This window comes from Mycolicibacterium lacusdiani (genome assembly GCF_021916785.1).
GTDB classification, from domain to species: Bacteria; Actinomycetota; Actinomycetes; order Mycobacteriales; family Mycobacteriaceae; genus Mycobacterium; species Mycobacterium lacusdiani.
The window spans coordinates 189,244-215,089 of sequence record NZ_JAKCFC010000009.1; the positions used below are offsets into that span (position 1 = coordinate 189,244).

The 25,846-nt window shown below is 69.0% G+C and carries 28 protein-coding genes; 8 read left to right on the top strand and 20 right to left on the bottom strand.

The features are described from left to right. Window positions 1–53: 53 nt before the first annotated feature. Genes LOK44_RS23705 through LOK44_RS23720 form a run of 4 tightly spaced genes read right to left on the bottom strand, consistent with a single transcriptional unit; the run spans window position 54 to window position 4,295 of the window. The gene (locus tag LOK44_RS23705) at window positions 54–1,226 is read right to left on the bottom strand and encodes a GDSL-type esterase/lipase family protein (RefSeq protein WP_237572533.1); all 1,173 of its coding nucleotides are present in this window, start codon (window positions 1,224–1,226) and stop codon (window positions 54–56) included. Continuing rightward, window positions 1,223–2,197, bottom strand: coding sequence for a 1-phosphofructokinase family hexose kinase (locus LOK44_RS23710; protein ID WP_237572534.1), 975 nt, complete (start codon window positions 2,195–2,197; stop codon window positions 1,223–1,225). The genes LOK44_RS23705 and LOK44_RS23710 overlap by 4 nt, the downstream gene beginning before the upstream one ends. Next, window positions 2,194–2,994 (bottom strand): DeoR/GlpR family DNA-binding transcription regulator, encoded by an 801-nt coding sequence (locus LOK44_RS23715; RefSeq protein ID WP_237572535.1) that lies wholly within the window; start codon window positions 2,992–2,994, stop codon window positions 2,194–2,196. Before LOK44_RS23715 ends, LOK44_RS23710 begins: the two co-directional genes overlap by 4 nt. Further along, complete coding sequence (locus LOK44_RS23720; RefSeq protein ID WP_237572536.1) at window positions 2,991–4,295, bottom strand: FGGY-family carbohydrate kinase; 1,305 nt, start codon at window positions 4,293–4,295, stop codon at window positions 2,991–2,993. The genes LOK44_RS23715 and LOK44_RS23720 overlap by 4 nt, the downstream gene beginning before the upstream one ends. Window positions 4,296–4,413: 118 nt before the next feature. Between LOK44_RS23720 and LOK44_RS23725 the strand changes: the two genes are divergently transcribed. Beyond that, window positions 4,414–5,253, top strand: a complete 840-nt coding sequence (locus tag LOK44_RS23725; RefSeq protein ID WP_237572537.1) for a class II fructose-bisphosphate aldolase — start codon at window positions 4,414–4,416, stop codon at window positions 5,251–5,253. 9 nt (window positions 5,254–5,262) lie between these two features. After that, window positions 5,263–5,559, top strand: coding sequence for a hypothetical protein (locus LOK44_RS23730; RefSeq protein ID WP_237572538.1), 297 nt, complete (start codon window positions 5,263–5,265; stop codon window positions 5,557–5,559). Here the strand turns inward: LOK44_RS23730 and LOK44_RS23735 are convergent. The 4 genes from LOK44_RS23735 to LOK44_RS23750 form a co-directional block, all read right to left on the bottom strand. Continuing rightward, complete coding sequence (locus LOK44_RS23735) at window positions 5,556–6,467, bottom strand: haloalkane dehalogenase (RefSeq protein ID WP_237572539.1); 912 nt, start codon at window positions 6,465–6,467, stop codon at window positions 5,556–5,558. The two genes, LOK44_RS23730 and LOK44_RS23735, sit on opposite strands and share 4 nt — an antisense overlap. 84 nt (window positions 6,468–6,551) lie before the next feature. Continuing rightward, a complete protein-coding gene (locus tag LOK44_RS23740; protein ID WP_237572540.1) occupies window positions 6,552–7,772 on the bottom strand; it encodes a winged helix-turn-helix domain-containing protein in 1,221 nt (406 codons plus the stop codon). Further along, complete coding sequence (locus LOK44_RS23745; protein ID WP_237572541.1) at window positions 7,769–8,275, bottom strand: dihydrofolate reductase; 507 nt, start codon at window positions 8,273–8,275, stop codon at window positions 7,769–7,771. Before LOK44_RS23745 ends, LOK44_RS23740 begins: the two co-directional genes overlap by 4 nt. After that, window positions 8,272–9,084: a thymidylate synthase gene (locus tag LOK44_RS23750; protein ID WP_237572542.1), complete on the bottom strand. Its 813-nt coding sequence runs from the start codon at window positions 9,082–9,084 to the stop codon at window positions 8,272–8,274. The genes LOK44_RS23745 and LOK44_RS23750 overlap by 4 nt, the downstream gene beginning before the upstream one ends. A 70-nt stretch (window positions 9,085–9,154) precedes the next feature. Between LOK44_RS23750 and LOK44_RS23755 the strand changes: the two genes are divergently transcribed. Beyond that, window positions 9,155–9,901: a dienelactone hydrolase family protein gene (locus LOK44_RS23755; RefSeq protein WP_237572543.1), complete on the top strand. Its 747-nt coding sequence runs from the start codon at window positions 9,155–9,157 to the stop codon at window positions 9,899–9,901. 3 nt (window positions 9,902–9,904) lie between these two features. Here the strand turns inward: LOK44_RS23755 and LOK44_RS23760 are convergent, their stop codons facing one another. Beyond that, window positions 9,905–10,312, bottom strand: coding sequence for a RidA family protein (locus tag LOK44_RS23760; protein ID WP_237572544.1), 408 nt, complete (start codon window positions 10,310–10,312; stop codon window positions 9,905–9,907). A 76-nt stretch (window positions 10,313–10,388) separates the two neighbouring features. Between LOK44_RS23760 and LOK44_RS23765 the strand changes: the two genes are divergently transcribed. Continuing rightward, window positions 10,389–11,303, top strand: coding sequence for an HpcH/HpaI aldolase/citrate lyase family protein (locus tag LOK44_RS23765; protein WP_163918056.1), 915 nt, complete (start codon window positions 10,389–10,391; stop codon window positions 11,301–11,303). Between the two features lie 6 nt (window positions 11,304–11,309). On the opposite strand, the gene LOK44_RS23770 is transcribed toward LOK44_RS23765, so the two are convergent. From LOK44_RS23770 to dapB, 6 genes are all read right to left on the bottom strand, one after another. Further along, window positions 11,310–11,765, bottom strand: a complete 456-nt coding sequence (locus LOK44_RS23770) for a hypothetical protein (RefSeq protein ID WP_237572545.1) — start codon at window positions 11,763–11,765, stop codon at window positions 11,310–11,312. Window positions 11,766–11,817: 52 nt separating this feature from the next. Next, window positions 11,818–12,774 carry a DUF1214 domain-containing protein gene (locus LOK44_RS23775; RefSeq protein ID WP_237572546.1) on the bottom strand — a complete coding sequence of 319 codons (957 nt, stop codon included), beginning with the start codon at window positions 12,772–12,774 and terminating at the stop codon, window positions 11,818–11,820. A gap of 85 nt (window positions 12,775–12,859) precedes the next feature. Continuing rightward, window positions 12,860–13,633: an SDR family NAD(P)-dependent oxidoreductase gene (locus LOK44_RS23780; protein ID WP_237572547.1), complete on the bottom strand. Its 774-nt coding sequence runs from the start codon at window positions 13,631–13,633 to the stop codon at window positions 12,860–12,862. Between the two features lie 102 nt (window positions 13,634–13,735). After that, complete coding sequence (locus LOK44_RS23785) at window positions 13,736–14,137, bottom strand: flavodoxin family protein (RefSeq protein WP_237572592.1); 402 nt, start codon at window positions 14,135–14,137, stop codon at window positions 13,736–13,738. Between the two features lie 47 nt (window positions 14,138–14,184). After that, complete coding sequence (locus tag LOK44_RS23790) at window positions 14,185–14,601, bottom strand: hypothetical protein (RefSeq protein WP_237572593.1); 417 nt, start codon at window positions 14,599–14,601, stop codon at window positions 14,185–14,187. 54 nt (window positions 14,602–14,655) lie between these two features. Then, window positions 14,656–15,390, bottom strand: a complete 735-nt coding sequence (gene dapB, locus LOK44_RS23795; protein ID WP_237572548.1) for a 4-hydroxy-tetrahydrodipicolinate reductase — start codon at window positions 15,388–15,390, stop codon at window positions 14,656–14,658. An 87-nt stretch (window positions 15,391–15,477) separates the two neighbouring features. On the opposite strand from dapB, the gene LOK44_RS23800 reads away from it, so the two are divergent. Both LOK44_RS23800 and LOK44_RS23805 read left to right on the top strand, forming a co-directional pair. Then, entirely contained in the window at window positions 15,478–16,392 is a 915-nt protein-coding gene (locus LOK44_RS23800; RefSeq protein ID WP_237572549.1) for an NAD-dependent epimerase/dehydratase family protein, read from the top strand. 160 nt (window positions 16,393–16,552) lie between these two features. Continuing rightward, a complete protein-coding gene (locus tag LOK44_RS23805; protein WP_237572550.1) occupies window positions 16,553–17,926 on the top strand; it encodes an HNH endonuclease signature motif containing protein in 1,374 nt (457 codons plus the stop codon). A 12-nt stretch (window positions 17,927–17,938) separates the two neighbouring features. Here LOK44_RS23805 and LOK44_RS23810 read toward each other — a convergent pair whose 3' ends face one another. Together LOK44_RS23810 and aldR are read right to left on the bottom strand one after the other, a co-directional pair. Further along, the gene (locus LOK44_RS23810; protein ID WP_237572551.1) at window positions 17,939–18,853 is read right to left on the bottom strand and encodes a hypothetical protein; all 915 of its coding nucleotides are present in this window, start codon (window positions 18,851–18,853) and stop codon (window positions 17,939–17,941) included. A gap of 19 nt (window positions 18,854–18,872) precedes the next feature. Then, window positions 18,873–19,388 carry an HTH-type transcriptional regulator AldR gene (gene aldR, locus LOK44_RS23815; protein ID WP_237572552.1) on the bottom strand — a complete coding sequence of 172 codons (516 nt, stop codon included), beginning with the start codon at window positions 19,386–19,388 and terminating at the stop codon, window positions 18,873–18,875. A gap of 93 nt (window positions 19,389–19,481) precedes the next feature. Between aldR and ald the strand changes: the two genes are divergently transcribed. Together ald and LOK44_RS23825 are read left to right on the top strand one after the other, a co-directional pair. Then, window positions 19,482–20,597, top strand: a complete 1,116-nt coding sequence (gene ald, locus LOK44_RS23820; RefSeq protein WP_237572553.1) for an alanine dehydrogenase — start codon at window positions 19,482–19,484, stop codon at window positions 20,595–20,597. A gap of 87 nt (window positions 20,598–20,684) precedes the next feature. Then, window positions 20,685–21,239 carry a DUF4334 domain-containing protein gene (locus LOK44_RS23825; protein WP_237572554.1) on the top strand — a complete coding sequence of 185 codons (555 nt, stop codon included), beginning with the start codon at window positions 20,685–20,687 and terminating at the stop codon, window positions 21,237–21,239. On the opposite strand, the gene bla is transcribed toward LOK44_RS23825, so the two are convergent. Genes bla through LOK44_RS23840 form a run of 3 tightly spaced genes read right to left on the bottom strand, consistent with a single transcriptional unit; the run spans window position 21,236 to window position 25,723 of the window. Next, window positions 21,236–22,135 carry a class A beta-lactamase gene (gene bla / locus LOK44_RS23830; RefSeq protein WP_237572555.1) on the bottom strand — a complete coding sequence of 300 codons (900 nt, stop codon included), beginning with the start codon at window positions 22,133–22,135 and terminating at the stop codon, window positions 21,236–21,238. The two genes, LOK44_RS23825 and bla, sit on opposite strands and share 4 nt — an antisense overlap. Further along, window positions 22,135–23,436 carry a M16 family metallopeptidase gene (locus LOK44_RS23835; protein WP_237572556.1) on the bottom strand — a complete coding sequence of 434 codons (1,302 nt, stop codon included), beginning with the start codon at window positions 23,434–23,436 and terminating at the stop codon, window positions 22,135–22,137. Before LOK44_RS23835 ends, bla begins: the two co-directional genes overlap by 1 nt. After that, window positions 23,414–25,723: a polyribonucleotide nucleotidyltransferase gene (locus LOK44_RS23840; RefSeq protein ID WP_237572557.1), complete on the bottom strand. Its 2,310-nt coding sequence runs from the start codon at window positions 25,721–25,723 to the stop codon at window positions 23,414–23,416. Before LOK44_RS23840 ends, LOK44_RS23835 begins: the two co-directional genes overlap by 23 nt. Window positions 25,724–25,846 lie beyond the last annotated feature (123 nt).

Below are 25,846 nucleotides of genomic sequence, written 5' to 3' on the forward strand. Positions count from 1 at the left end.
CCAGCGTCGTGGTCGGGCCCCGGTCGACGACAGTGGTGTAGATCTCGCGAGCGTCAAGCCCCGGCCAAGGGGCCACCCGGGGCGAAGGCCACCCGGGCGAACCGCTCGCCGATCAGCAGATGCGTTGCCGCATCCGGGTGCAACGCATCGGGCAGCGGGTGGACGGCGAAGTCGGAGGGGCCGTACAGCTCGTGGCCGTCCAGGTAGTGCAGATTGGGGTCTTCCGCCATGCGCGCGGCCACGAGGTCGGCGAGCTGTTCGCGGATCACGCTCAGCGTCAGGCTGCCTCGGCTAGCGGCAGCGGGATCGCCGGTCGCGACGAAGCGCACCGAGCCGCGAGCGAGCGCGGCCGGGTCGAAGGCACCGGGCCCCGGCGTGGTCTCGTGGATCGGGCAGTACAGCGGCCCGACGACCAGCAGCGGCGCGTCCGGATGTCCGTCGCGGATGGTGTCGAGGAAGCCGTGCACGGCGGGCCCGAAGGCGCGTGCCCGCATGACGTCGGCGTTGACGAGGTTGATGCCGATCTTGACGCTGATGGCGTCGGCGGGCGTGTCGCGCATCGTGCGCGCGGTGAACGGGTCGAGCATCGCACTGCCCGCCAGACCCAGGTTGATCGCTTCGACACCGCCGAGCGCGGCGGCCACCGCGGGCCACGTCGTGCTGGGGCTCGCCGCGTTCGAGCCCTGGCTGATGGAGCTGCCGTGGTGCAGCCATGCTCGACGGCGCCCGACCGGCAGCGGCGTGATCGGTGCGTCGGTCCGCAGCGCGACGATCTCGGTGCGCTCGTGGAAGGGCAGCCAGATCTCGAGGTCCTCGTCGCGCCCCGACAGGCCGTCGAAGCGCACCGTTGCAGGCGTGCCGCGCTCGAACTCCGCGTGCCCCGTGCTCATGTCGACACGGACCACGTCACCGCCACTGGTGGTGGCCTGATCGACGAGGCGACCGCCGATCGTCAGGTCCACGGTGCCGTCCGGCCGCTCAGGGACCCCGGCGAGAACCGTTCGGGTGCGCAACAGTTCGAGTTCCACGACGGTGGCACGGGTGCGGAACGCCAGCCGCACCCCGGACGGTTGCGCCTCGGCTGCCGCCAGCTGCGGGTCGGTGCATTGGGCACGGGCTCGGGCGGGCAGCCGGTGAGGCAGCCAACCTCGCTCCGTGCGCTCCAGTTCGGCCAGTCCACGGAACAGCTCGGCGCCCAGCGTTCGGTCTTCGATCCCGGTGGTCACGGTCGGTCGTCTCCCAGTCCTGATGTGCGGGCGGGTTCGGCGTGGTGCAGCGGCCGGGCCCGGTCCACCGCGTCGGTGATCGTCACCTCTGCGTCCGAGGTGGCCGGCACGAGGAGCGTGCCCTCGAGCCCGACGGCAGCGGCACCCCACCGGAGGGCGGCGCCCAGTGCGCCGACCCGGTCGCCCCGGCTGCCGAGATAGCCGGCGAGCATGGCGTCCCCGGCGCCCACCGTACTCACCACGGTGGCGACGGGCGCCTCGCCCCACAGCGTGCCCTCGGCGTCGACCAGGAATGCGCCGTCGGCGCCGAGACTGGCCAGCACCGCCCGGGCGCCGCGGCGGCGAACCTCCTGCGCCGCCTCGACGACCTCTCCCAGCGTGGTCGGCGTCGCTCCGGTGATTTCGGCCAGTTCGGACAGGTTCGGCTTCACCAGGGCCGGCCTCGCAGAAAGGGATTCGGCGAGTGCCGACCCGGAGGTGTCGACGGCGACGGGTACGCCCCGTTGCTCGCCGAGGGCGACGAGTTCGCCGTAGAAGTCGGCGGAGACTCCCCCTGGCAGGCTGCCCGCACAGACCAGCCAGCGCGCCCCGGTCAGCTCGCCGGCGACGGCGGCGAGCAGTGCGCCGCGTTCGTCGGCGTCGAGGTGCGGCCCTGGCTCGTTGACCTTGGTGACGGTCCCGTCCGGCTGGGTCAGGCTGATGTTGCTCCGGATGTCCCCCGCGATCGGCACGATCACCGCGTCCAACCCGGTTCCGTCGAGCATCTGGCGCAGCTGTGCGCCCACCGGGCCACCCGCCGTCACCACGGCCCGCACCGGCATGCCGTGAGCGTGCAGGGCGAGCGCGACGTTGACGCCCTTGCCGCTCGGCTCGCTCCAACTGCGCCGCCCGCGGTTGACCGCTCCGAGGACCAGATCGTCGAGGAGCACGGTGCGGTCGACGCTGGGATTGGCCGTCACGGTGACGATCACGTGCGCCGAACCTCGACGCCCGCGGTCCGCAACCGTTCGCACCAATCGTCGGACAACCCGATGTCGGTGATCAGCACGTCGACGTCGCGGACGTCGGCGTGCTTGCTGCCCGTGACGCCACCGAACTTGCCGTGGTCGGCGAGCACCACCCGCTTCGCGGCGCAGTCGAGCATGTGTCTCTTCACTGCCGCCTCGTCCGGGTCCGGAGTGGTCAGCCCCCGCGTCATCGAAATGCCATTCGTACCAAGGAATGCGACGTCGACGTTGAGGTCGGCCAGTGCCCGCACCGCTCCGTCGCCGACTTCTGCGAACGTCGTCCTCCGCAGCCGCCCACCGAGCGTGTACACGGTCAGACGGGGGCGGGTCAGCAGCGCCATGGCCAGGGGCAGGGCATTGACGTGGACGGTGAGGTCGCGGTCGCCGGGGAACACGTCGACCAGCTTCGCCGTGGTCGACCCGGCGTCGATGAGCACCGAACCCTCGGCGGGCAGGTACTCCAGTGCCGCGGTGGCGATCCTGGCCTTCTCGGACGCGAACTGAGTGCGGGTCTCCACCGCCGGCTCGAAGGTCGGTGACGGCACCGGCACCGCGCCACCGTGCACCCGGCGCAGCAACCCGAGACGTTCGAGTGCGATGAGGTCCTTGCGCACGGTCTCGCCGGTAACCCCTAGTTCGTCGGCGACCCGCACCGCGTCGACGCGGCCGCTGCGCCGCATGTGCTCGAGGATGTGGGTCTGCCGTTCGTCGGCAAAGGGTTTCACGTTTCGCCGGTCGGTCGGCGGGGTCGGGTCGGTCATGACGCAGCGGCCCGCGCCGCCAGCAGGGCGGCCCCGCGTGCCCCCGCTTCGCCGACGTCGGATCGCACCAGATCGCCGAAACGGCGGCGCTTGACGGCGAGCAGCCCCTCGCTGCGCGACCACCCGCCGGTCACCACCAGCGTGCGGTGCGGCCCGCTGACCGCCGTCATCGCATCGTGTATCTCGCCGGCCTGCTCGGTCACCTCCTCGAGCGCCGCCCGCCACAGGTGCTCGGGGCCGTCGCCGTCGGTGATGCCGGCGACGTCCAACCTTCCGAAAGGCGGTGCGAAGACAGCGATTCCGGTCCGGTCGAGTGCGATCGCCCTTGCGTCGAGTTCGGGCAGGGCGGCCACGTCGGTGCCCAGCAGCGCGAGGATCCGCTGCAGAGCCAACCCGCCCTGTGTGGCGCCCAGCAGGCACCAGTGGTCGGCCACCGCATGCCAGCCCGTGGTGATGCCGAGTTCGGCGAGTTGCGCCACCACGGCGGGAGCCAGGCCGGGGGCGACGGTGCGCACCAGCGCTTCGGCGGTACCGCAGGAGTCCAGTTCGTCTCCGGGCCCGTCGGCGCCCGCTCCCACCACGGCCGCCTGGTGGTCGTGGCCGGCCACGGTCAGCACCGCCCCGGTCAAGCGGGACAGGCCGGCGTCGGCACTCACCCGCCCCAGCGCGGTGCCGGCCGTGACCAAGTGCGGCATCAGCGATTCGGTGGCGCCCGACCAGTCCAGGGTGTCCGTCCACCACGAGCGCTCGGCGAGTCGCAGCCAACCCGTTCGCGAGGCCAGCGACTGCTCGGTAGCTTCCTCACCGCCCAACCCCGCGACGATCCACTCGGCGACGTTGAGTCGGCGCACCGCGCGACGTGCCGATGGCACGTTGTCCACCAGCCAGCGGTGTTTGGTCAGCGACCACTGCTGCCGGAAGGGCAGACCCGTCGTCGCGGCGAACCCGTGGGCGTCGACCGTCTGCCGAAGACTCTCCAGCTGGCGGTGGTCGCGGGTGTCGTGCCAGGCGATGACCGGCGCCGTCGGTGCGCCGGTCCCGTCGAGGAGCACACCCGCTTCGGCCATGCTCGTCACCCCCACCCCGGCGATGCGTCCGTCGGGTGCAGCGGACAATGCCTGCGCCACAGCAGATTTGACGGCGTCGAGCAGTTCCAGGGCGTCGAGTTCGGCACCGGTGGGCACAAACGTCCACGGGGTGTCGGCCCGTCCGGCCGCGACCTGGTCGCCCGCGTCGGTGAAGACCACCGCCTTGCTGGTCTGCGTCCCCACGTCGATGCCGACGTAGAGGGTGGGGATCATGTCGTCCTTCGCTTCGCACCTTGCTCAGTTGGATGGTGATGGATACGGTTGTACTTCGTTGGAGTCTTGTCAAGACATGTAAGCGTTGGTCGAGCACCACCGGGGAGGGATCGTCGAGATGCCCATCGCCCGTACCGCCGACCTCGTCGCCGCAGCGCAGCGGGCAGGCACCGGTGTCGCTGCGTTCAACGTGATCACCCTCGAGCACGCCGAGGCGATCGTGGACGGTGCCGCACTTGCCGGCCGGCCGGTGATCCTGCAGATCAGTGAGAACGCCGTGAAGTTCCACCGCGGCCAGTTGCGCCCGATAGTCGCCGCCGCCGCCGCGGTGGCAGCGGAGGCCCCGATTCCGGCGTCGATACACCTCGACCACGTCGAGGACGTGCGGCTGCTGCACGCCAGTGCCGACACGGCCGTCAGCTCGGTGATGTTCGATGCCGCCGCAATGGAGTACGACGCCAACGTCGAGGCCACCCGGTCCGCGGCCGACTGGGCCCACGCACGTGGGTTGTTCCTCGAGGCCGAACTCGGCGAGGTCGGCGGCAAGGACGGCGCGCATGCCCCCGGCGTGCGCACCGACCCGGCCGAAGCGGCTGCCTTCGTTCAGGCCACCGGCGTCGACGCCCTCGCCGTGGCCGTCGGCAGCTCGCATGCGATGTCGACTCGGGTGGCGCGACTCGACTTCGACCTGATCGCACGGCTGCGCTCGGCAGTGCCGGTACCCCTGGTGCTACACGGCTCGTCCGGCGTCGCCGACGACGATCTCTGCACGGCGGTGAGCGCGGGACTCGTGAAGATCAACGTCGGCACGTTGCTCAACGTCCGGTTCACCCAACGGGTTCGGGACTACCTGAGCGCCGACGACGCCGTCACCGACCCCCGGAAGTACCTGGCCCCGGCGCGTACCGCGATCGCCGATGCCGTCGCCGAACTACTCACCGTCGTCACTGGGGAGTAAGCAGGACCCATGAACCTTCACGAAATGCCCGGACGCATCGAACGCGACCGCACCGCCACGACGTCCATCGTGTTCGGCGAGCACTACGAGATGGCCGACGGGTCGATCGCGATCCCGGTGACCAAGCCGGTCGGCGTATTCGTCGTCAAGGACGGCAAGCCGGTGTGGGAACCGGCCGTCGATGCCACCCGCGTCGCGATGCTGGGAATACTCGTCGGCCTCGTGTCGGCGACGTTGGCCGGGATCGCGATGGTGCGCCGCCCGCCGTGGCCGCAACTGCATGGCGACGTGTCGAAACGGGGCTAGCGGGGCGTCGACCGCACGAATTCGACGACGGCGGAAGCGAGTTCACGCCCCTTGTCCTCCTGCAGGAAGTGGCCGCCGCCCGCGATCGTCAGCTCCGGCTGATCCTTCGCCCCTGGGATGAGCTTGCGCAGGACGGCGTCGGCGCCTGCGGTGATCGGATCAGAATCCGAGAAGGCGCACAGGAACGGTCGGTCGAAGCGGCTCAGCACCTCCCACGCCGCCCGGTTCGCCGGAGCGGCCGGGTCGTCGGGGCTCGTCGGCACCAGCAGCGGGAACTGTCGGGCGCCTGCCTTGTACGTGTCGTCCGGGAACGGCGCGTCGTACGCGGCGATGACGTCGGCGGGCAGCGATGACACGCATCCGCCATCGACGATGTGGCCCACGGGGAACTCCGGGGTCTCCTGGCTGAACCGCTGCCAGGCCAGGAATGCCTCCCCAGGATGGTGGTCGCCGGTCGGGAGCATCGTGTTCGCGGCGACGACCCGCGCGAAGCGCTCGGGGTGCTCGCCGACGAGTCGGAGCCCGATCAGGCCCCCCCAGTCCTGGCACACCAGGGTCACGTCGGTGAGGCCGATCGTCTCGATGGCCGACCACGTCCAGTCGACGTGCGCGGCGTACGTGTAGTCCTCCCGCCGGGTTGGCTTGTCGCTGCGGCCGAAACCCACCAGGTCTATTGCGACGGCCCGCAGGCCGGCCTCGACGAGCACGGGGATCATCCAGCGGTACAGATAGCTCCACGACGGCTCACCGTGCAGCAGCAACACCACCTCACCGTCGCGGGGCCCTTCGTCGAGGTAATGCATGCGCAGCACGTCGCCGTCCCCCGACCCGACCTCGAGGTAGTGCGGCGAGAAGGGAAAATCGGACAGCCCGGCGAATCGTTCGTCGGGTGTGCGCACTACGTCCACGTTGGGCTCCCTCGCGTCGATGAGATGCCTCGAGTCTGCCGGAGCACGGCCCACTTCGGTGGCATCACCGGGGAAGTAGCGGCATCAGAGCACGGCGCGCAACGCCGTCACCAGGTCGCCCCGTTCGCCCACGACGACGTCCGACAGTCCCAGCCACGACGCCATCGACCGCAACTCGACGGCCAAGGCGGTCGCAACCCGAACCGGGTCGCGACCCGGCTCGGTGAACGCGCCGACGACGTGCAGCGCCGTCGATCCGTCGGGGCGGTTGCGCTCGGCCTTGAGGTCGACGCGACCCACCAGATGCCCGTCCAGCAGGAATGGCCATACGTAGTAGCCGAACTGGCGCTTCGCCGCCGGGGTGTAGATCTCGATGCGGTAGTGAAAGCCGAACAGCCGCTCGACGCGCGGCCGGAAGAAGATCAGCGGGTCGAACGGGCACAGCAGCGCGGTGCCGCGGTCGCGCCTCGCGACGGTCTGCCCGGCGCGCAAATACGCCGGAACGTCCCAGCCCTGCACGTCAACCGGCTCGAGTTCGCCCTCGGCGACCAGTGCCGCGACCGCGGGCTTGCTCTGCTTCGGGTTCAACCGGAAGTAGTCGCGCAGATCGGTCTCGGTCGCCACGCCCAGTGACGTCGCCGCGCGCAGCACGAGTTCGCGGACGGCCTCCTCGTCGTCGACCTCGCGGGCGAGCACCTCGGGTGGAAGCACTCGTTCGGTCAGGTCGTAGTGACGAGCGAAGCCGACGCGCGTGGCGGTGGTCAGCACACCCGCCGACCAGAGCGCCTCGGCCAACCACTTCGTCTCGCTGCGGTCCCACCACGGACCCTTGCGGCCGCGCGGCTCCGACTCCAGGTGCGCCTCGATCTGGCCCGCCGTCGACGGCCCGAGTTCGGTCACCGCAGCGACGACGTCCTCGGCGAGCTTGGCGTTGTTGCGGACGATCTCCCTCCCCCACCGGCCGTGCTCGTACTCGCGCATCCGGAATCGCATCAGCGGCCAGTCGTCGACCGCCATCAGCGCCGCCTCGTGCGCCCAGTACTCGACCAGCAACCGAGGTGACCGGGCGCCGTGGCTCCACGCCGACCGGTCCAGCACGTCGCGGTCGTAGGGCCCCAGCCTGCTGAACACCGGCGCGTAGTGCGCGCGCACCGCGACCGACACCGAGTCGAGTTGCAGCACCTGGATGCGCGAGACGAGCCGGCGCAGGTGGGCGCGGGTGACCGGGCCGCTGGGCTTGGGCTCGGCGAAGCCCTGGGCGGCGATCGCGGTGCGGCGGGCAGCGTCAGCCGTCAGTCGCGTCATGCCCGCAGGTAGGTCGAGAACCGGTACCGCAGGCCAGATGCGCTGGTCAGCCACTCGCCGTCGGTTCGGGTCCACTGCGCGTCGAGTACCGGCGCGACCGCGTCGTCGTCCTCGCGGGGCAGATCGACGTCCACTTCGGTCACCTCGCACCGCGTGGCCAGCGGCAGGGTCAGCGCGTAGATCTGCGCGCCGCCGATGACCCAGGTCTCCTCGTCCTCCACGTGCCCCACGTGCCCCACGTCGAGTGCATCCTCGAGATCGCCCACTACCGTCGCGCCGTCAGCCACGTAGTCAGACTGCCTCGTGACTACGACATTCCTGCGACCCGGCAGCGGCCGCACCTTCGCGGGCAGCGATTCCCAGGTCAGCCGGCCCATGACTACGGCGTGCCCCATGGTCACGTCCTTGAAGCGGGCCTGGTCCTCGGGGAGCCGCCACGGGATCCCGTTGTCGCGACCGATCACTCCCGACGTCGACTGGGCCCAGATCAGACCGACCGTCATACGGCTACTGGCGCCTTGATCCCTGGATGCGGGTCGTAGTTCACGATGGCGATGTCCTCGTAGGCGTAGTCGAAGATCGAATCCCTCGGCGCGAGAACGAGTTCCGGGTACGTCCGGGGGTCGCGGCTCAGCTGGAGCGTGACCTGATCGACGTGGTTGTCGTAGACGTGGCAGTCGCCGCCGGTCCAGACGAACTCGCCCACCTCGAGGCCCGCCTGCGCGGCCATCATGTGGGTCAGCAGTGCATAGCTCGCGATGTTGAAGGGCACGCCGAGGAACAGGTCGGCGCTGCGCTGATACAGCTGGCAGGACAGCTTGCCGTCGGCGACGTAGAACTGGAAGAACGCGTGACACGGCGGCAGAGCCATCTGCGGGATCTCGCCGACGTTCCATGCCGAGACGATGTTGCGGCGGCTGTCGGGGTCACGCTTCAACAGCGCCAGCGACGCGCTGATCTGATCGATGTGCTCCCCGGACGGCGTGGGCCAGGACCGCCATTGCACGCCGTATACCGGCCCGAGATCGCCTGTCTCGTCGGCCCATTCGTCCCAGATCGTCACACCGTGCTCGTGCAGCCAGGAGATGTTCGAGTCGCCGCGCAAGAACCACAGCAGTTCGTAGACCACCGACTTGAGGTGCACCTTCTTGGTGGTGATCAGCGGGAAGCCGGCCGCCAGGTCGTAGCGGAGCTGATGACCGAAGAGGCTCCGTGTTCCCGTCCCGGTGCGGTCGGCCTTGGCGACCCCGGTCTCGAGGACCAATCGCAGGAGATCCTCGTACGGGGTGGGAATCGGCGCTGCGGTCGGCACTCGGTCAGCTTACTTCCACTGGCAGGAGTAGAACGTAAGGGCGAGCGAAGCGACGGGAGAACACTGAAGCATGCCGACGATCAACGACGTCATCACCACCTCCGACGGAACCTGCCAGGTCACGCTGAGCACGCCCGACGGCAGCGCATCCAGCGGTCCGTGGCCCGGCGTGGTCATGTATCCCGACGCCGGTGGCGTCCGGCAGACCTTCGTCGACATGGCCGAACGCCTCGCCGCGCTCGGGTACGCCGTCCTGGTGCCCGACGTGTACTACCGCGACGAGGGCTGGGAGCCGTTCGACATGGCGACGGTGTTCAGCGACCAGGGTGAGCGCCAACGCCTCTTCGGGATGATCGCCAAGGTCACTCCCGAGATCATGGCGCGCGACGCGGCGGCGTTCTTCGACTACCTGCAGTCCCGGCCGGAAGCGCGTGGCTCGACGTTCGGCACCACCGGGTACTGCATGGGCGGACGCACCTCCCTGATCGTCGCGGGCCGGCTGCCCGAGCGGGTGGCGGCGGCGATGTCGTTCCACGGCGGCGGCCTCGCCTCCGACGACGCCGACAGCCCGCACCTGCTGGCCGACGCCATCCGCGCGACGGTCTACGTGGGCGGCGCGACGGACGACGGGTCCTTCACCCCCGAGCAGGCCAAGACCCTCGACGAGGCCTTGACCGCGGCGGGCGTCGAGCACGAGATCGAGACCTATGACGCCGCACACGGTTTCGCGGTGCCGGACAACGGCCCCTACGACGAGGCGGCGGCCGAGCGGCACTGGCAGGCGATGGAGCGGGTCTTCGGCGCAAACCTGCGCTAGCGGTCAGTCCAGGACGGCCGTCGCCTCGATCTCCACCAGCAGATCCGGTTCGGCGAGCGCGGCGACCCCGATCCCGGTCAACGGCGGCGCGTGGTCGACGCCGAGAGCCGTCATGGCCCGCTCCCTACCCTCCACGAACGGACCCATCTTCTCGGGCGTCCAGTCGACGAGGTACACCGTCAGCTTCGCCACGTTCTCGAACGACGCACCTACGCCGGCGAGCGCGCTCGCCACGTTGAGGTAGCACTGCTCGACCTGGGCGGTCAGGTCGTCGCCGCCGACCAACGCCCCGTCGTTGCCCGAGGCCACCTGTCCCGCGATGAAGATCAGCTTCGACCCGCTCGCGACCGCCACGTGGTGGTACAGCTCGTTCGCCGGCATTCCGTCGGGATTCACCAGGTTGATCGGCATGTGTCATCAATAGCGCGGCGGAGCGCCGGTGGCAACGTTTTGCCCAGGCGTGGCCCGGTAGGCGACGATTGGCGGCGTGTACGACCAAGCCTTCTCCGAATCCGACCCCAGCGCCCCAGGGTTTCGCATCGACCCGGTGCTGGCCCGCAGTTGGCTCCTGGTCAACGGTGCGCAGTTCGACCGCTTCGCTCCGGCCGCGCATTCGCGCGCGGACATCGTCGTCCTCGACATCGAGGACGCGGTGGCGCCGAAGGACAAGGCGGCCGCCCGGGACAACGTGACCCGGTGGCTGGCCGACGGCAACTCGGACTGGGTGCGGATCAACGGCTTCGGCACGCCCTGGTGGGCCGACGACCTCGCGATGCTCGACGGCACGTCGATCGGTGGCGTCATGCTGGCGATGGTGGAGTCGGTCGACCACGTCAGCGAGACCGCGAAGCGGCTACCCGACGTACCCATCGTGGCACTGGTCGAGACGGCGCGCGGACTCGAGCGCATCACCGAGATCGCCTCGGCGAAAGGCACTTTCCGCCTGGCGTTCGGCATCGGCGACTTCCGCCGCGACACCGGCTTCGGCGACAATCCCGCGACGCTGGCCTACGCCCGATCGCGGTTCACGATCGCCGCAAAGGCCGCTCACCTGCCGAGCGCCATCGACGGGCCGACCGTGGGCTCCAGTGCGCTGAAGTTGAGCGAGGCGACCGCGGTGTCGGCGGAGTTCGGCATGACGGGAAAGATCTGCCTCACGCCGGACCAGTGCCCCACCGTGAACGAGGGCCTGTCGCCGTCGCAGGAGGAGATCAGCTGGGCGAAGGAGTTCTTCGCGGAATTCCAGCGCGACGGCGGCGAGATCCGCAACGGGTCCGACCTACCCCGGATCGCCCGCGCCAACAAGATCCTCGATCTGGCCAAGGCCTACGGAATCCACGAGTCGGAGTTCAGCGACGACCCGGATCACGCGCCTGCACCGTCGGACACCTACCACTACTGACGGCTGCTACTGAGCGTCGCGGCGGTGCGTCAACGACGTGAACGCGCGGGCGATCCCGCGCAGTGCGTAGAGGCCGGCTGCCACCGACACGATGATCATGACGATGAACATCAGCAGCCAGTTCGCGCGGCTGTGCGGCACGTTCCACCAGACGATGGTGAAGAGGATGCCGCAGAGGAACACGACGATGTCACGCCAGTTGCCCTGGTAGGACGCAGCGACCTCGCGCAGGGTCCGGTTCCGGTCGACGCCGGTGATGATGTCGTCCACGCGCAGGTCGATCACGCGCTGCAGTTCGGCGCGGCGCTCGACCTGCTCGGCGGGCAACCGTTCCAGCAGGTCCATGTCCTGCTTGATCGTTCCCCGGATGTCGGGCGCACGCAGGTTGCCCGCCACGATGCCGAGCAGGGCGCCGCCTGCGATGGGAGCGCCGGCCATGGCGAGTTCGGCGAATCCGGGCATGGGTCTCCTTCGTCAGACAGCGAGGAAGACGCTATCCGACCAGGGTCGCGCGTCACGCGTCATCGGGGCTCGTCACCCGCTCGAGTTCGGGCAATGTCCACGTCCCATCGAAGAATTCCGCGCGTGGGCGGTAGAGCCGCACCAGGTAGTTCCAACCCGGTGGCGTGATGATCGAGTTTGGCTGCCCGCCTACTTCGGTGAAGCGCACCGTGATGGAGCCGTCCTCGTCGGGGATGCCGGTGACACTGTTGACCGAGTAGAGCTGCCGAGGGTTCGGCTCGAAGAATCCTTCGGCGTTGTATACCGACACCGACCAAAAGGCATCCACCGGAACGTCTTCGAACACGAGCCGGTACTCGCCCGGCGGTAGGCCAGGGTCACATCCGACGTAGGCGGCTTCCGACGTCGGCAACCCTCCCCACCCGGCCGCGGTACCGATCAGATGGCGGACGGGATCGACCTCGTCCCGCGTGCCGAAGGTCTTGTCGAAGTTCGTCAAGCCACGGGCCAGGGTGAGCAACGCGGTGCGCGTCTCGTCGAGGCTCGTCGAGTCGTAGTCGGGTGGGGTGAACGTCTCCGACGACGTCGATTCGAGCGTGGTCGTGTCCTGAAGTGCGACGACCGCGGCGATGTCGTCGGAATCCGATGGGTCGACCAGCGTTCGAACGGCGACCAGAACGTACCGGGACCCACAGCGTTCACGGCTCAGCTCGTGGCGACCCGGCGCGTGCAGGACGACGTTGATGAAGTGATCTTCGTTGACCACCATCACCGACATGTAGCGGCCATTGGCCTCGGGCATCGTGAGCCATGCCGGCTCGGCCAGGTCGACGATCGCAAAGCTGTAGAGCGTGTCCCGGTTCAGGCGAATGACGGTCTGCTGGTCGATCTGGGCCGGTGCACGGTTGTGCCGGAAGAGACCGATTCCACCGGCATCGCGTTGGATGTCGTGAAACATCCGATGGGTCTCCGCGCGAACGAAGTTCTCGACATTGACCTGGATCGTCATGAACGTCTCCCTGGATCGCGCGGCTACGGCCGGATCGAACAGACACTAGCCAGCCCGTGATGCCAAGTCCATCAGCGCAGCGACGCTACTGCGCCAGGAAGCCGCCGTCGACGGGCAGCACGGCCCCGGTGATGAACGAGGCTTCATCCGATGCGAGGAAGGCGATCGCACGTGCCACCTCGGCCGGTTCGCCGAGTCGGCCCATCGGGTGCATGCGCTCGATATCGGCCAGGTATTCCGCGCCGCCCGGTTCGTCCCGGAGGCGGCTGACCCGCTCGGTTCGGATCGTTCCTGGCGCAACGGCATTCACCCTGATCCCGCGGTCGGCCCACTCGACCGCCAGGTGCATGGTGAGCCCGGTGGCGACGAACTTCGCAGGGCCGTAGGCCGCCTGCCGCTTCTGCCCGGCCAGCCCCGAGATCGACGACAGGCACACGATGGCACCGCCACCGGTCGGCAGCATCGACTCGATCGCGAACTTGCACGTGAGGAACATGCCGCGCCCGTCGATGGCCATGACCTGATCCCAGTCGGCGGTCGTCATCTCCATCGCGTCGCCGAGCGGGATGATCCCGGCATTGGCGACCAGTACGTCGAGTCGCCCGAAGCGTTCGGCTGCCGCTGCGATCATCCGGCGCGCGTCATCCTCGACGGAGACGTCGCCGACGACCGTCTCGACCTCTGCTCCACCGCGGCGCAGTTCGTCGGCCAGCGCGAGCAGCGGGTCGCCTTGGATGTCGGTGAGGACCAGCCGTGCGCCTTCGCGCGCGAAGAGTTCGGCGGTCGCCCGACCGATGCCCATCGCCGCGCCGGTGACCACCGCCGACTTCCCGCGGAGGCGGTCGTTTCCCTGGGCCATGCGTCCTCCGATGGGACTCGTCGGTACTGCGTCGACCGTTGGTGGCCGACGACCTCGACGTGAACAGTCCCCTAGATCACGGGGTCCGGTAGCGGGAATCGCTCAACCCATCAGCGCGGCGGCGACCGTCGCACCGAGGTTCCAGCACGCGTCGACGTCCGGCTTGGCCGGCTTGCCCGAGACCACGACGGTCTCCGCCGCCTTCACCCAGCCCAGCCCGGCGGTGATGCCGTCGATCGCGCGCTGCGCTCCCTCGGTTCCCTCGTTGCCGTGCATGAAGACGCCGAACGGTCGCCCTCGGGTCGAGTCGAGCAGCTGGTAGTACGACTGGTCGAAGGCGTGCTTGAGCGCACCGCTGAGATACCCGAGGTTGACCGGGGTGCCCAGCACGTAGCCGTCGGCCTGCAGCATCTCGACCGGGGAGACCGTCAGCGCCGGCCGCCGGAGCACCTCGACGCCCTCGATCTCGGGGTCGGTCGCCCCGGCCACCACGGCCTCGAACATCTCCGCGCAGTGCGGCGACGGCGTGTGATGGACGATCAGCAGCGTCTTCACCCGCGCTGCTCCAGCTCGACGGCCTTCTTCATCGTCTCGCGTGCCCGCCCCCGGTCACCGGCGTAGTCGTACGCCCTCGCCAGCCGGTACCAGCGGCGCCAGTCGTCCGGCTCGGCCTCGACCTCTGCTCTGACCTCCTGGAAGAGGGCGTCGGCGGCCTCGCGCTCGATGCGTCCCGAGGGCCTACGTGGCAGGTCGGTCACGTCCAGTTCGAGACCCTGCTCGCGGGCCCGACGGGCGAGGCGCTGATGCGCCAACCCGGCACGCAACGTGGCCACCATCGCCCACAGCCCGACGATGGGCATGAGTAGCACCGCCGCGCCGAGACCGACGGCCGCCAGTTCGCCCGAGGCGATCAGCTCGACGGCGGTGCGCCCCAGCAGCACGAAGTACGTCAGCAGCGCCAGACACATGAGTCCGATCAGGATCTGGATGCGCAGCGCGCGGGCTCCGTCGGAACTCACGGGCTAGAGATCCAGCAGGGGCTCGATGCCCACGGTCAGCCCCGGACGTTCCGCAACGTGCCGGACGGCGAGCAGGACGCCGGGAACGAACGACGTGCGGTCGATGCTGTCGTGCCGGATCGTCAAGGTCTCCCCCTGCGTGCCGAACAGCACCTCCTGGTGCGCGACCAGACCCGCCAGCCGCACCGAGTGCACGCGCACCCCGTCGACGTCGGCGCCGCGTGCGCCGTCGATTCCCGTACTCGTCGCATCGGGGCTGAGCGGCAACCCCTTTCGTGCTTCGGCGATCAATCGCGCCGTCCGTGCGGCGGTACCCGACGGGGCGTCGGCCTTGTGCGGGTGGTGGAGTTCGACGACCTCCACGGATTCGAAGAACCGCGCGGCCTGCTTGGCGAACTGCATCGACAACACGGCCCCGATCGCGAAGTTCGGCGCGATGAGCACGGCGGCGTCGGGCTTGGCCGACAACCACTCCCGAACCTGCGCGATCCGCTCGTCGGTGAATCCCGTGGTGCCGACGACGGCGTGAATGCCGTTCTCGATGAGGAACTTCAGGTTGTCCATCACGACGCTCGGATGGGTGAAGTCGACGACGACCTGGGTGTCGGTGTCGGTGAACAGGCTCAGGGCGTCGCCGGCGTCGACCCCGGCCGTGAACGTCAGGTCGTCGGCCGCCTCGACGCCCTCGACGATCGTCGCCCCGACCTTGCCCTTTGCGCCAAGCACACCCACTCGCATGGGTGGCAGCCTAGTCGGCGGGCTCTACCGCACACCGCGACGGCCGAACGGCCGCGGGAGCGCGGTGGCCCGCCCTACCATCAGCCCATGCACGGGTTCAAGATCCTCATCACCGGCCCGACCGGTCAGGTCGCCGCCCCGATCGCACGTGCGCTGGCCGCCGACAACGAGGTGTGGGGCATCGCCCGGTTCACCGATTCGGCAGCCCGCGCAGCACTCGAACGGGACGGAATACGTTGCGAGAGGGTCAATCTCGCCGCCGGCAACTTCGCCGGAATACCGTCCGACTTCGACTACGTGCTGAACCTCGCGGTGGCCAAGAGTGGACGCTGGAACAAGGACCTCGCCGCCAACGCGGAGTCCGTCGGGCTGCTCATGGCGCACTGCCCCGACGCGAAGGCGTTCCTGCACTGCTCGTCGGCCGCGGTGTACGACCCACCGAACGACGATCCGCGCACCGAGGACACCGCGCTCGGCGACAACCACAAGTCGCTGTTCCCGACGTACTCGATATCGAAGATCGCCGGTGAGGTGGTCGCGCGGACGATGGCCCGCGCCCTTGGCGTACCCACGACCATCGCCCGGCTCAACGTCCCCTACGGCGACAACGGTGGCTGGCCGTACTTCCAGATGGAGATGATGCTTTCCGACCTGCCGATCCCGGTCCCACCGGGCGGGCCGGCGCGCTACAACCCGATCCACGACGACGACGTCATCGCGATGCTGCCGAAACTGCTCGACGCGGCGTCGGTGCCGGCGACCACCGTCAACTGGTGCGGCGAGCAGACGGTCAGCATCCAGGAGTGGTGCTCCTACATCGGCTCGCTGATCGGCCGCGAGCCCACCTTCGAGGTCAGCGACGACGCACTGCGCGGCGGACCCACCGACAGCACCCGATTGCGCGAGATCGCAGGCAGCAGCACCGTCGACTGGCGCGACGGCATTCGCCGCATGGTGACGCAGTTCCACCCCGAGTTGGTCGCAGCAGCCGCACCAAGCTGAGTGTCTTACTTCCGCGAGCGTGCGTGTCTGCGGGCGACACGCCGGGCGGAAACCCGAGTTTGCGCACCCTCGCGCGGGGATCGAAATCTCATGCGTCACAACGGTTCCAGGCTCAACAGGCTGGCGTCACTTGTCGGACCCTCGCACTAGTGTTCGATGCATGGCACCCAGTCTGGTCGACGCGGCAGCAGCGTTGCGTGCTGCGGTGGCTGACCTGATCGCCGCCGACACCGACGCCGCGAGCGCCGCGGAGTTACTGGCCGCGATGGACGACGTCGAATCGGTGCGGCGGGTGCTGCCGGTGACCGAACACCGCATCGTCAACCGACTCTCCGCCGAAACCAACCCGCTGGACTACGGCGCCACCACGATGAGCAAGCTGGTGGCGTTCCGGCTGCGGATCAGCAGCACCGAAGCCAGCCGGCGCCTCGCCGAAGCCAAGGACCTCGGCCCCCGCCGCACCCTGATCGGTGAACCCCTAACTCCGGTGCTGGCGCTGACCGCAGCAGCTCAAGCCGACGGGGCGATCAACGCCGAACACCTGAAGATCATCCGCGGGTTCTTCGCCGGATTGCCCGATCACGTCGACGTCCAAGCCCGCCTGGGCGCCGAAAGAGATTTGGTCCGGGTGGCCCGCGAACACGGCCCCGACGGTCTGCGCGAGGCCGTCAAACTGCTGCTGGCCCTGCTCCATCCCGACGGGAACCTCAGCGACGAGGAACGCAAACGCCGCCGCGGTGTCACCATCGGCAAGCAACAAGCCGACGGCATGAGCCCGGTCAGCGGCTACCTCACCCCAGAAGCCCGCGCCACGTTCGAAGCGCTACTCGCGAAGTTGGCGGCACCGGGGATGTGCAACCCCGACGACGACACCCCCACGGTCGAAGGGGACCCGGAGGAAGAGACCGTCGAACGCGACACCCGCACCCCGGCCCAACGCAACCACGATGCCCTCGTCGCGATGGGCCGCATGGTCCTGTGCTCGGGAAAGCTGGGTCAGCTCAACGGTCTCCCGGTGACGGTCATCGTGTCCACCACGCTGCAGGACCTCGAATCCGCCGCAGGTCGCCCCGCGGTCACCGCCGGCGGCAGCCTGTTGCCGATGCCCGACCTGATCCGCATGGCATCCCATGCCCATCACTATCTGGCGGTGTTCGACGGTCACACCGGCCAGGCACTGCACCTGGGCCGCACGCGCCGGTGCGCCAACCCCGCGCAACGGATCGTGCTGCATGCTCGCGACCGCGGCTGCACCCGGCCGGGCTGCATGGTCGACGGGTATCACTCCCAGGTGCATCACGCGGTGGCGGACTGGAAGCACGACGGCCAGACCAACGTCGATGAACTCGCCTTTGCCTGCGGACCCGACAATCGGATGATCGAGACCACCGGCTGGAGGACCCGCAAACGCAACGACGGCAAGACCGAATGGGTACCGCCACCACGACTCGACACCGGCCAAGCCCGCGTCAACGACCTCCACCACCCCGAACGACTACTACGCCCACCCGACGAAGACGACGACCCCGTCTAGCGGTCGATCGCGCTAGCCGCCTTCGAGCTTCGCCAGCGCCTTCTCGGCCGCGGCGAGGGCAGTGTCGGCGGCCTCTACGCGCTCCGCCGCGTCACCCGCCGAGCGCTGAGCCGCCTTGAGATCCTCGTCGGCGGCGTCCACCTCGCGCTCGGCGGCGTGCAGGGACTCGAGCAGTTTCTCGTAGCGGCGTCGGGCGCTCGCCAGCGTGGCCTTGACGTCGTCGACGGCATCGGCAGCCTTGCCCTGAGCAGCTCTGGCCGCCTTGGCCTCCGACTCGGCGCGGTCACGATTCCGGCGGGCCGCACGCAGTTCAGCCGGATTCGGCTTCGGCGCAGCGGGTTTCGCGGCCGGCTTTCGGCTCGACGGAGCAGTCTTCGACGCCGCAGACTTCGACGGAGCAGCCGTGGAGCCACCCTTCGCCCGCGACGCAGCCGCAGCCTCCGGCACACCCGCCGCGAAGCCGCCGAAGTCACCGAACCCCGAGAACTGTTCGGCCTTGGCCAGCCGACCCAGCCGCTCGGCCACCTCCGGATCGGCGATCGCCGCCTGCAGCGTGTTGGTGACGTCGTCACGCATGGCAGCCGACGGGTCAGCCTGATCTGCGGCGTCGAAGGCACTACGGACGAGTTCGTGCACCAGCTTGCGCTGCGCGGTCGTGAGTTCCCGGATGCGCGGCCCGTCCATCTCGGCATGCGCGGCGCGCAGCCCCTCACTCAGGTCGGACAACCGCGTCCGCGCACTCGGGTCGGCCCTGACGAGCTGGTTCACCACCCAGGCCGCGGCCGTCGGCTTGCGAGCCGCCGCGATCGCCTTGGCGTCGTCTGCGTCGCCGCGCTTCTTGGCTGCCGCCGCCAGCTCCTTGCGTCGGGCCGTGAACTCCTCGGGCGCAACGCCATAGAGATCGTCGAGGTCGTCGTCGAGGCTCATAGCCGCCCCACCGGAGACCTCACAGCGGTGACGCCCCACGCAGATGCTCGAAGATCAGCGACGTCTGGGTCCCCGCGACGTCCGCATCGGCGTTCAGGTACTGCACCACGAACGACCGGAGGTCGTCGGTGTCGCGCGCCGCGACGTGAAGGATGAAGTCGTCGTTTCCGGCCAGGAAGTAGACGTCCATCACCTGGGGCCGTCGACGGATGTTCTGAATGAACTGGTCGATCTTCCCGCGCGCGCTCGACTGCAGGCTCACCGAGATCATCGCCTGCAGCGACAGCCCGATCGCCGCTGGATCGATGTCGGCGTAGAACCCGCGGATCACGCCCATCTCCTGCAGACGGCGGACCCGCCCGTGGCACGTCGACGCCGCGATGCCCACCAGGTCGGCCAACGCGCTGTTCGACATCCTGGCGTCGGCATGCAGGGCGGTGAGGATCCGGCGGTCGACGTCGTCGAGGCCGACGGGCCGAACATTCTTCGAAGCGGATGGCGCGTCAGGAAGCAGATCCGACGATCGTGGCGTCATGAGATCAATCTAGCGAAGATCAGTCATCCTATTGTGTTGTTTCCGACGTTTCTTCACAATTTAGGAGAACGCATCGCCAATCGAGGAGCAGAAATGCGCGTCGGGATCCCCGCCGAGATCAAGAACAACGAGTACCGCGTCGCCATCACGCCGTCCGGTGTCGCGGAGCTGACCCACCGCGGTCACGACGTACTGGTGCAGGCGGGCGCGGGTGAAGGCTCCGCGATCTCCGATCAAGACTTCAAGGCAGCCGGCGCCCAGCTGATCGCCACCGCCGACCAGGTGTGGGCCGAGGCCGATCTGCTGCTCAAGGTCAAGGAACCGATCGAGGCCGAGTACGGCCGGATGCGCAAGGGCCAGACCCTCTTCACCTACCTGCACCTCGCGGCCTCGCGGCCGTGCACCGACGCGCTGCTGGCATCGGGCACCACGTCCATCGCCTACGAGACCGTGCAGACCGCCGACCGCGCGCTGCCGCTGCTCGCACCCATGAGCGAGGTCGCCGGCCGGCTGTCCGCCCAGGTCGGCGCGTATCACCTGATGCGCACCCAGGGCGGCCGCGGCGTGCTGATGGGCGGCGTCCCCGGTGTTGCCCCGGCCAAGGTCGTCGTGATCGGCGGCGGAATGGCCGGCGACAACGCCGCCGCCGTCGCCTGGGGCATGGGCGCGCACGTCACCGTGTTCGACCTGAACGTCAACATCCTGCGCAAGATCGACGCCGAGTACGGCGGCGCCATCGAGACCCGCTACTCGTCGACGCTCGACCTCGAGGACGCCGTCAAGCAGGCCGACCTGGTGATCGGCGCGGTGCTGGTGCCCGGCGCCAAGGCGCCCAAGCTGGTCACCAATTCCACTGTCGCGCAGATGAAGTCGGGCGCGGTACTGGTGGACATCGCGATCGACCAGGGTGGCTGCTTCGAGGACTCTCGGCCCACCACGCACGACGATCCCACGTTCACCGTGCACGACACCGTGTTCTACTGCGTGGCCAACATGCCAGGGGCCGTTCCGCGGACGTCGACCTTCGCGCTCACTAACGCCACGATGCCCTACGTCCTCAAGCTCGCCGACAAGGGCTGGCAGGCCGCGTGCAAGGCCGATCCCGCACTGGCCAAGGGGCTCTCGACGCACGAAGGCGCGCTGCTGTCCGAGCAGGTGGCCGCGGACCTCGAGCTGCCCTTCACCGACCCAGCCGACGTGCTGGCCTAGTACCTTCCTCCCACTCGCCCGGTCGGCGCCTTCGGGCACCGGCCGGGCGATGACCATTCTTGACACCCGTCAAGTATCGTGGAGGGCATGATCCTCGCCGACGTGCTGCCCGACGCGCCGACCACCACCGTCGACGCCCTCGCGATCTTCGACGCCGCCCCCGCCGTCGAGCCTGACTTCATGATCGGCACCTGGCACGGCGCCGAGATGCCAACCCGACACCCGCTCGACGGACTCCTCGCCGCCAGCGGATGGTGGGGCAAGCAGTTCGTCGACGGCGAGACCGTGCACCCGCTGCTGTTCCCCACCGCCGACGGTGCCGCACTGTGGGCGCTCAACCCGATGCTGGCGTTCGGAGGCATGGGCGTCGCGACCAAGATCCCGGCCCTGAAGAACCGCAACTTCACCGGAGTCATCTCCGCACTCAAGCCGGTGCTCGGCACGTCGTCGCCCAAGGCCCGGCTGCGCACGACGCGCTACCGCGGCGTCGACACCGCGACCATGGTGTACGACCAGTTGCCGATCAACGACGTGTTCCGGCGCCTCGACGACGAGACCGTGATCGGCGCGATGGACCTGCGAGGCCTGCGCAACCCGTATTTCTTCGTCCTCCGGCGGGACGACTCACTGCGGCTGCGTTAACCCGCGGCGGTCAGGTGCGGCACCACCAGTGCCGCCAGTTCGCCGATCATCGGTCGCAACGTGGGCGCGTCCGGATCGTTGGACTGCGTGCGCGTCATGAACGCCAGCAGCAGCCGTTGCCCGTCGGGCCCGTAGGCGATGCCGACGTCGTTGGTGGTGGCGTAGTCGCCGCTACCCGTCTTGTCGGCGGTGGTCCAACCCTGCGGTAGACCCGCACGCATGCTCGACGTCTGGTTGGCGCGCATCCACTCGTCGAGCCGACGACGTTCCGCCTCCTCGAGGGCATCGCCGACGAGCAGGCTGCGGAAGCCGCCACCGAGTGCGCGCGGGGTGCTGGTGTCACGCGGGTCGCCCGGCACCGCGGAGTTCAGCTCGATCTCCCAGCGGTCCAGGCGCGACCGGTCGTCGCCGATGCTGCGGGCGAAGTCGGTGATGCGCGACGGGCCACCGATCACCCGGAGCAGCCAGTTGGCAGCGGCGTTGTCGCTGCGCTGCAACGCGGCGACGCACAGCTCTTCGATCGTGATGTTGCGCCCGACCCGCGTCTCGGTGATCGGCGAGTTCGGCAGGATGTCGGATGCCTCGACGGTGACCGCGTCGGTCAGGTTCAGCTCACCTCGAGCCGCCTTCTGCAGGACGCGGGCGGCGGCGTACGCCTTGAACGTCGAGCACATCGCGAACGCGTCGTCGGCGCGGTGCGCCATCGACCGGCCGGTGTCGAGGTTCTCGGCGTAGACGCCCGCGAACGCGCCGTACTGGCGTTCCAGCGCCCCGATGCGATCCTCGATCGGCGGCGGCATCGGTTCGGCGGGAGCGGCGGTGCTCGCCCTCTCCTGGGAGCACGCCGCCAACACGGCGAGCGCACCCCCACCGATCAGGAGGCTACGTCGGCGCATCAGGTCGCCAGTGCCCGCAACGACTTGGGCAGCGACCGCTTGTTCCGGTGCGGGCCGAGAACCGCTGCGCCGAACGGCCGCTCGAGCAGTTGGCGCGCAATGTGATTCACCTGATCGACGCTGACGGCCTCGATCAGGTCGAGGGTCTCGGCGATGGTCCGGTGGCCGGCGTAGTTCAGCTCGCTGCGACCCAGACGGTGCATCCGCGACGCGGAGTCCTCCAGGCCCAGCACCAGGCCACCGCGCAGTGACCCCTTGGCGATCTTGCACTCGGCTTCGGTCAGCCCGTCGCGGGCCACGCCCTCCAGCACGTCCATCGTCACGCGAACCACTTCGTCGAACCGGTCGGGCAGACACGCGGCGTACACCGACAGCGCGCCGGCGTCGGAGAACGTGTCGACCGTCGAGTACACCGAGTACGCCAGCCCGCGCGTTTCCCGAATCTGTTGGAAGAGTCGCGAACTCAGGCCACCGCCGAGTGCACAGTTGAGCACCGACAGCGCCCACCGGTGCTCCCAGTGCCTGCCCGGCGTCCGCACGCCGAGGAACATGTGCGTCTGTTCGGTGTCGCGGTTCACCAGCGCCAGCGTGGGATCGCCTCCGACCCGGCCGGTCCCCTTGCGGGGCGCGACCGGCTCCTTGCCATCGACCAGATGGCCGTCGAAGTACTTGCGCGCCAACCTGATCACCTGATCGTGATCGATGTTGCCCGCCACCGCCAGCACCATCCGCTCCGGGGTGTACCGGCGGAGGTGGAACGAGTGCAGCTGCGCGCGCGTCATGCCCTCGATGGAGCCGACGCTGCCGATGACGGGACGACCCAACGGGTGCGTCCCGAACATCGCCGACAGGAAGACGTCGCCGAGGGTGTCCTCGGGGTCGTCGTCGCGCATCGCGATCTCTTCGAGCACCACGTCGCGTTCGACCTCGACGTCGTCGACGGCGCACCGGCCCCGCAACACGACGTCGGCGACGAGGTCGACGGCGAGTTCGAGGTCGGAGTCGATGACGTGCGCGTAGTAGCAGGTCTGCTCACGCGCGGTGAACGCGTTCAGCTCACCGCCGACGGCATCGACGGCCTGGGCGATCTCGACGGCCGACCGGGTCGGCGTCGACTTGAACAGCAGGTGCTCGAGGAAGTGGGCGGCGCCCGCCACGCTCGGCCCCTCGTCTCGGGACCCGACGCCGACCCAAAGGCCGACCGACGCCGAGTGCACCGACGGGATGTACTCCGTGACGACGCGCAACCCTCCGGGGAGGGTTGTGCGCCGTACCGAGTCAGCTGTCCGCGGTCGCGGCATCTGCAGGCGCTGCCGCCGCGTCCGGAGCCGAACCGTTGCCTGCGGCCTCGGGTGCTGCTGCCTCGGCAGCGGCTTCCTCGGCCACCAGCACCAGCGAGATCTTGCCGCGGTTGTCGATGTCGGCGATCTCCACGCGGAGCTTGTCACCGACCTTCGCCACGTCCTCGACCTTCGCGATGCGCTTGCCACGGCCCAGCTTCGAGATGTGCACCAGTCCGTCGCGGCCCGGGAGCAGCGAGACGAATGCACCGAAGTCGGTGGTCTTGACGACGGTTCCGAGGAACCGCTCGCCGACCTTGGGCAGCTGCGGGTTGGCGATGGCGTTGATCTTGTCGATCGCCGCCTGTGCCGCCTCGCCGTTGGAGGCGCCGACGAACACCGTGCCGTCGTCCTCGATGGAGATCGACGCGCCGGTCTCCTCGGTGATCGAGTTGATCATCTTGCCCTTGGGGCCGATGACCTCGCCGATCTTGTCGATCGGCACCTTGATCGTCGTGATCCGCGGTGCGTACGGGCTCATCTCGTCGGGCTCGTCGATGGCCTCGGCCATGACCTCGAGGATGGTGATCCTGGCGTCCTTGGCCTGGGCCAGCGCACCCGCCAGCACCTGCGACGGAATGCCGTCGAGCTTGGTGTCCAGCTGCAGCGCGGTGACGAAGTCCTTCGTGCCTGCGCACTTGAAGTCCATGTCGCCGAAGGCATCCTCGGCGCCGAGGATGTCGGTCAGCGTCACGAAGCGACGCTCGGTGCCACCGCCCTCTACCTCGACGTCGTCGGACACCAGGCCCATCGCGATGCCTGCGACCGGCGCCTTCAGCGGCACACCGGCGTTCAGCAGCGACAGGGTGGAGGCACAGACCGAGCCCATCGACGTGGAGCCGTTGGAACTCAGCGCCTCCGACACCTGGCGGATCGCGTACGGGAACTCCTCGACGCTCGGCAGCACCGGCATCAGGGCGCGCTCCGCGAGCGCTCCGTGGCCGATCTCGCGACGCTTGGGCGAGCCCACGCGGCCGGTCTCACCGGTCGAGTACGGCGGGAAGTTGTAGTGGTGCATGTAGCGCTTGCTCGTCTCGGGTCCGAGCGAGTCGATCTGCTGCGCCATCTTGACCATGTCCAGCGTGGTGACGCCCATGATCTGGGTCTCGCCGCGCTCGAACAGTGCGCTGCCGTGCGCACGCGGGATGACGGCCACCTCGGCCGAGAGGGCGCGGATGTCGGTGATGCCGCGACCGTCGATGCGGAAGTGGTCGGTCAGGATGCGCTGGCGGACGAGCTTCTTGGTCAGCGAGCGGTACGCCGCGCCGATCTCCTTCTCGCGACCCGCGTAGGTCTCGGCGAGGCGTTCGAGCACCTCGACCTTGATCTCGTCGGTGCGCGAGTTGCGCTCGTCCTTGCCCGCGATGGTGAGCGCCTCGGACAGCGCGTCCGTGGCCACCGAGGACACCGCGTAGAACACGTCGTCCTGGTAATCGGGAAACAGCGGGTAGTCGGCCGTCTCCTTGCCTGCGGCTTCGTACAGCTCCTGCTGCGCGGTGCACAGCGCGGCGATGAACGGCTTGGCCGCCTCGAGGCCCTCGGCCACGACGGCCTCGGTCGGGGCGCCCGCGCCACCGGCGACGAGTTCGATGACCCGGTCGGTGGCCTCGGCCTCGACCATCATGATCGCGACGTCATCCTCGGTCTTGCGACCCGCGACGACCATGTCGAACACGGCACCCTCGAGCTGCTCGACGGTGGGGAACGCGACCCACTGGCCTGCGCTGTTGTCGGATGAGGGGATGAGCGCCACGCGCACGCCGCCGACGGGGCCGGAGAACGGCAGACCCGAGATCTGCGTCGACGCCGATGCGGCGTTGATCGCCAGCACGTCGTAGAGGTCCTTGGGGTCCAGGCTGAGCACGGTGACGACGACCTGGATCTCGTTGCGCAGACCCGAGACGAACGTCGGCCGCAGCGGCCGGTCGATCAGGCGGCAGGTGAGGATCGCGTCGGTGGAGGGACGGCCCTCGCGCCGGAAGAACGAGCCGGGGATGCGTCCCGCGGCGTACATGCGCTCTTCCACGTCGATCGTCAGCGGGAAGAAGTCGAAGTGATCCTTGGGGGTCTTGCTGGCGGTGGTGGCCGACAAGAGCATGGTCTCGTCGTCCAGGTAGGCGACGACCGCGCCTGCGGCCTGCTTGGCCAACCGGCCGGTCTCGAAGCGGATGGTGCGGGAGCCGAAGCTCCCGTTGTCGATGACGGCGGTGGCTTCGAAGACGCCGTCTTCAATCTCTACTGCAGACATACGTGTCTGACCTCTTTAATTCTCGTGTTCGTCTGTTTCGCGACGTCACTCGCGGGCACCCGGCAAATCCTGACGGCCGTCGATCGAAGCGGCCGGATCGAGATCCGGCAGCCACTACCGAAG

Bases quoted from the DNA above. Each gene is read 5' to 3' on its own strand.
- LOK44_RS23725 (WP_237572537.1), top strand. From the start codon at position 4,414: ATGCCCATCGCCCGTACCGCCGACCTCGTCGCCGCAGCGCAGCGGGCA.
- LOK44_RS23790 (WP_237572593.1), bottom strand. From the start codon at position 14,601: ATGTGTCTGGCGCTGCTGACGTACTTCGTGCTGCTGGGGCGCACCGCC.
- LOK44_RS23810 (WP_237572551.1), bottom strand. From the start codon at position 18,853: ATGAGCCTCGACGACGACCTCGACGATCTCTATGGCGTTGCGCCCGAG.
- LOK44_RS23825 (WP_237572554.1), top strand. From the start codon at position 20,685: ATGATCCTCGCCGACGTGCTGCCCGACGCGCCGACCACCACCGTCGAC.
- LOK44_RS23775 (WP_237572546.1), bottom strand. From the start codon at position 12,774: ATGACGATCCAGGTCAATGTCGAGAACTTCGTTCGCGCGGAGACCCAT.
- LOK44_RS23785 (WP_237572592.1), bottom strand. From the start codon at position 14,137: ATGTTCGAGGCCGTGGTGGCCGGGGCGACCGACCCCGAGATCGAGGGC.
- LOK44_RS23805 (WP_237572550.1), top strand. From the start codon at position 16,553: ATGGCACCCAGTCTGGTCGACGCGGCAGCAGCGTTGCGTGCTGCGGTG.
- LOK44_RS23800 (WP_237572549.1), top strand. From the start codon at position 15,478: ATGCACGGGTTCAAGATCCTCATCACCGGCCCGACCGGTCAGGTCGCC.
- bla (WP_237572555.1), bottom strand. From the start codon at position 22,135: ATGCGCCGACGTAGCCTCCTGATCGGTGGGGGTGCGCTCGCCGTGTTG.
- LOK44_RS23835 (WP_237572556.1), bottom strand. From the start codon at position 23,436: ATGCCGCGACCGCGGACAGCTGACTCGGTACGGCGCACAACCCTCCCC.
- LOK44_RS23730 (WP_237572538.1), top strand. From the start codon at position 5,263: ATGAACCTTCACGAAATGCCCGGACGCATCGAACGCGACCGCACCGCC.
- ald (WP_237572553.1), top strand. From the start codon at position 19,482: ATGCGCGTCGGGATCCCCGCCGAGATCAAGAACAACGAGTACCGCGTC.
- LOK44_RS23715 (WP_237572535.1), bottom strand. From the start codon at position 2,994: ATGACCGACCCGACCCCGCCGACCGACCGGCGAAACGTGAAACCCTTT.
- LOK44_RS23755 (WP_237572543.1), top strand. From the start codon at position 9,155: ATGCCGACGATCAACGACGTCATCACCACCTCCGACGGAACCTGCCAG.
- LOK44_RS23720 (WP_237572536.1), bottom strand. From the start codon at position 4,295: ATGATCCCCACCCTCTACGTCGGCATCGACGTGGGGACGCAGACCAGC.
- LOK44_RS23745 (WP_237572541.1), bottom strand. From the start codon at position 8,275: ATGACGGTCGGTCTGATCTGGGCCCAGTCGACGTCGGGAGTGATCGGT.
- aldR (WP_237572552.1), bottom strand. From the start codon at position 19,388: ATGACGCCACGATCGTCGGATCTGCTTCCTGACGCGCCATCCGCTTCG.
- LOK44_RS23760 (WP_237572544.1), bottom strand. From the start codon at position 10,312: ATGCCGATCAACCTGGTGAATCCCGACGGAATGCCGGCGAACGAGCTG.
- LOK44_RS23840 (WP_237572557.1), bottom strand. From the start codon at position 25,723: ATGTCTGCAGTAGAGATTGAAGACGGCGTCTTCGAAGCCACCGCCGTC.
- LOK44_RS23770 (WP_237572545.1), bottom strand. From the start codon at position 11,765: ATGCCCGGATTCGCCGAACTCGCCATGGCCGGCGCTCCCATCGCAGGC.
- LOK44_RS23780 (WP_237572547.1), bottom strand. From the start codon at position 13,633: ATGGCCCAGGGAAACGACCGCCTCCGCGGGAAGTCGGCGGTGGTCACC.
- LOK44_RS23740 (WP_237572540.1), bottom strand. From the start codon at position 7,772: ATGACGCGACTGACGGCTGACGCTGCCCGCCGCACCGCGATCGCCGCC.
- dapB (WP_237572548.1), bottom strand. From the start codon at position 15,390: ATGCGAGTGGGTGTGCTTGGCGCAAAGGGCAAGGTCGGGGCGACGATC.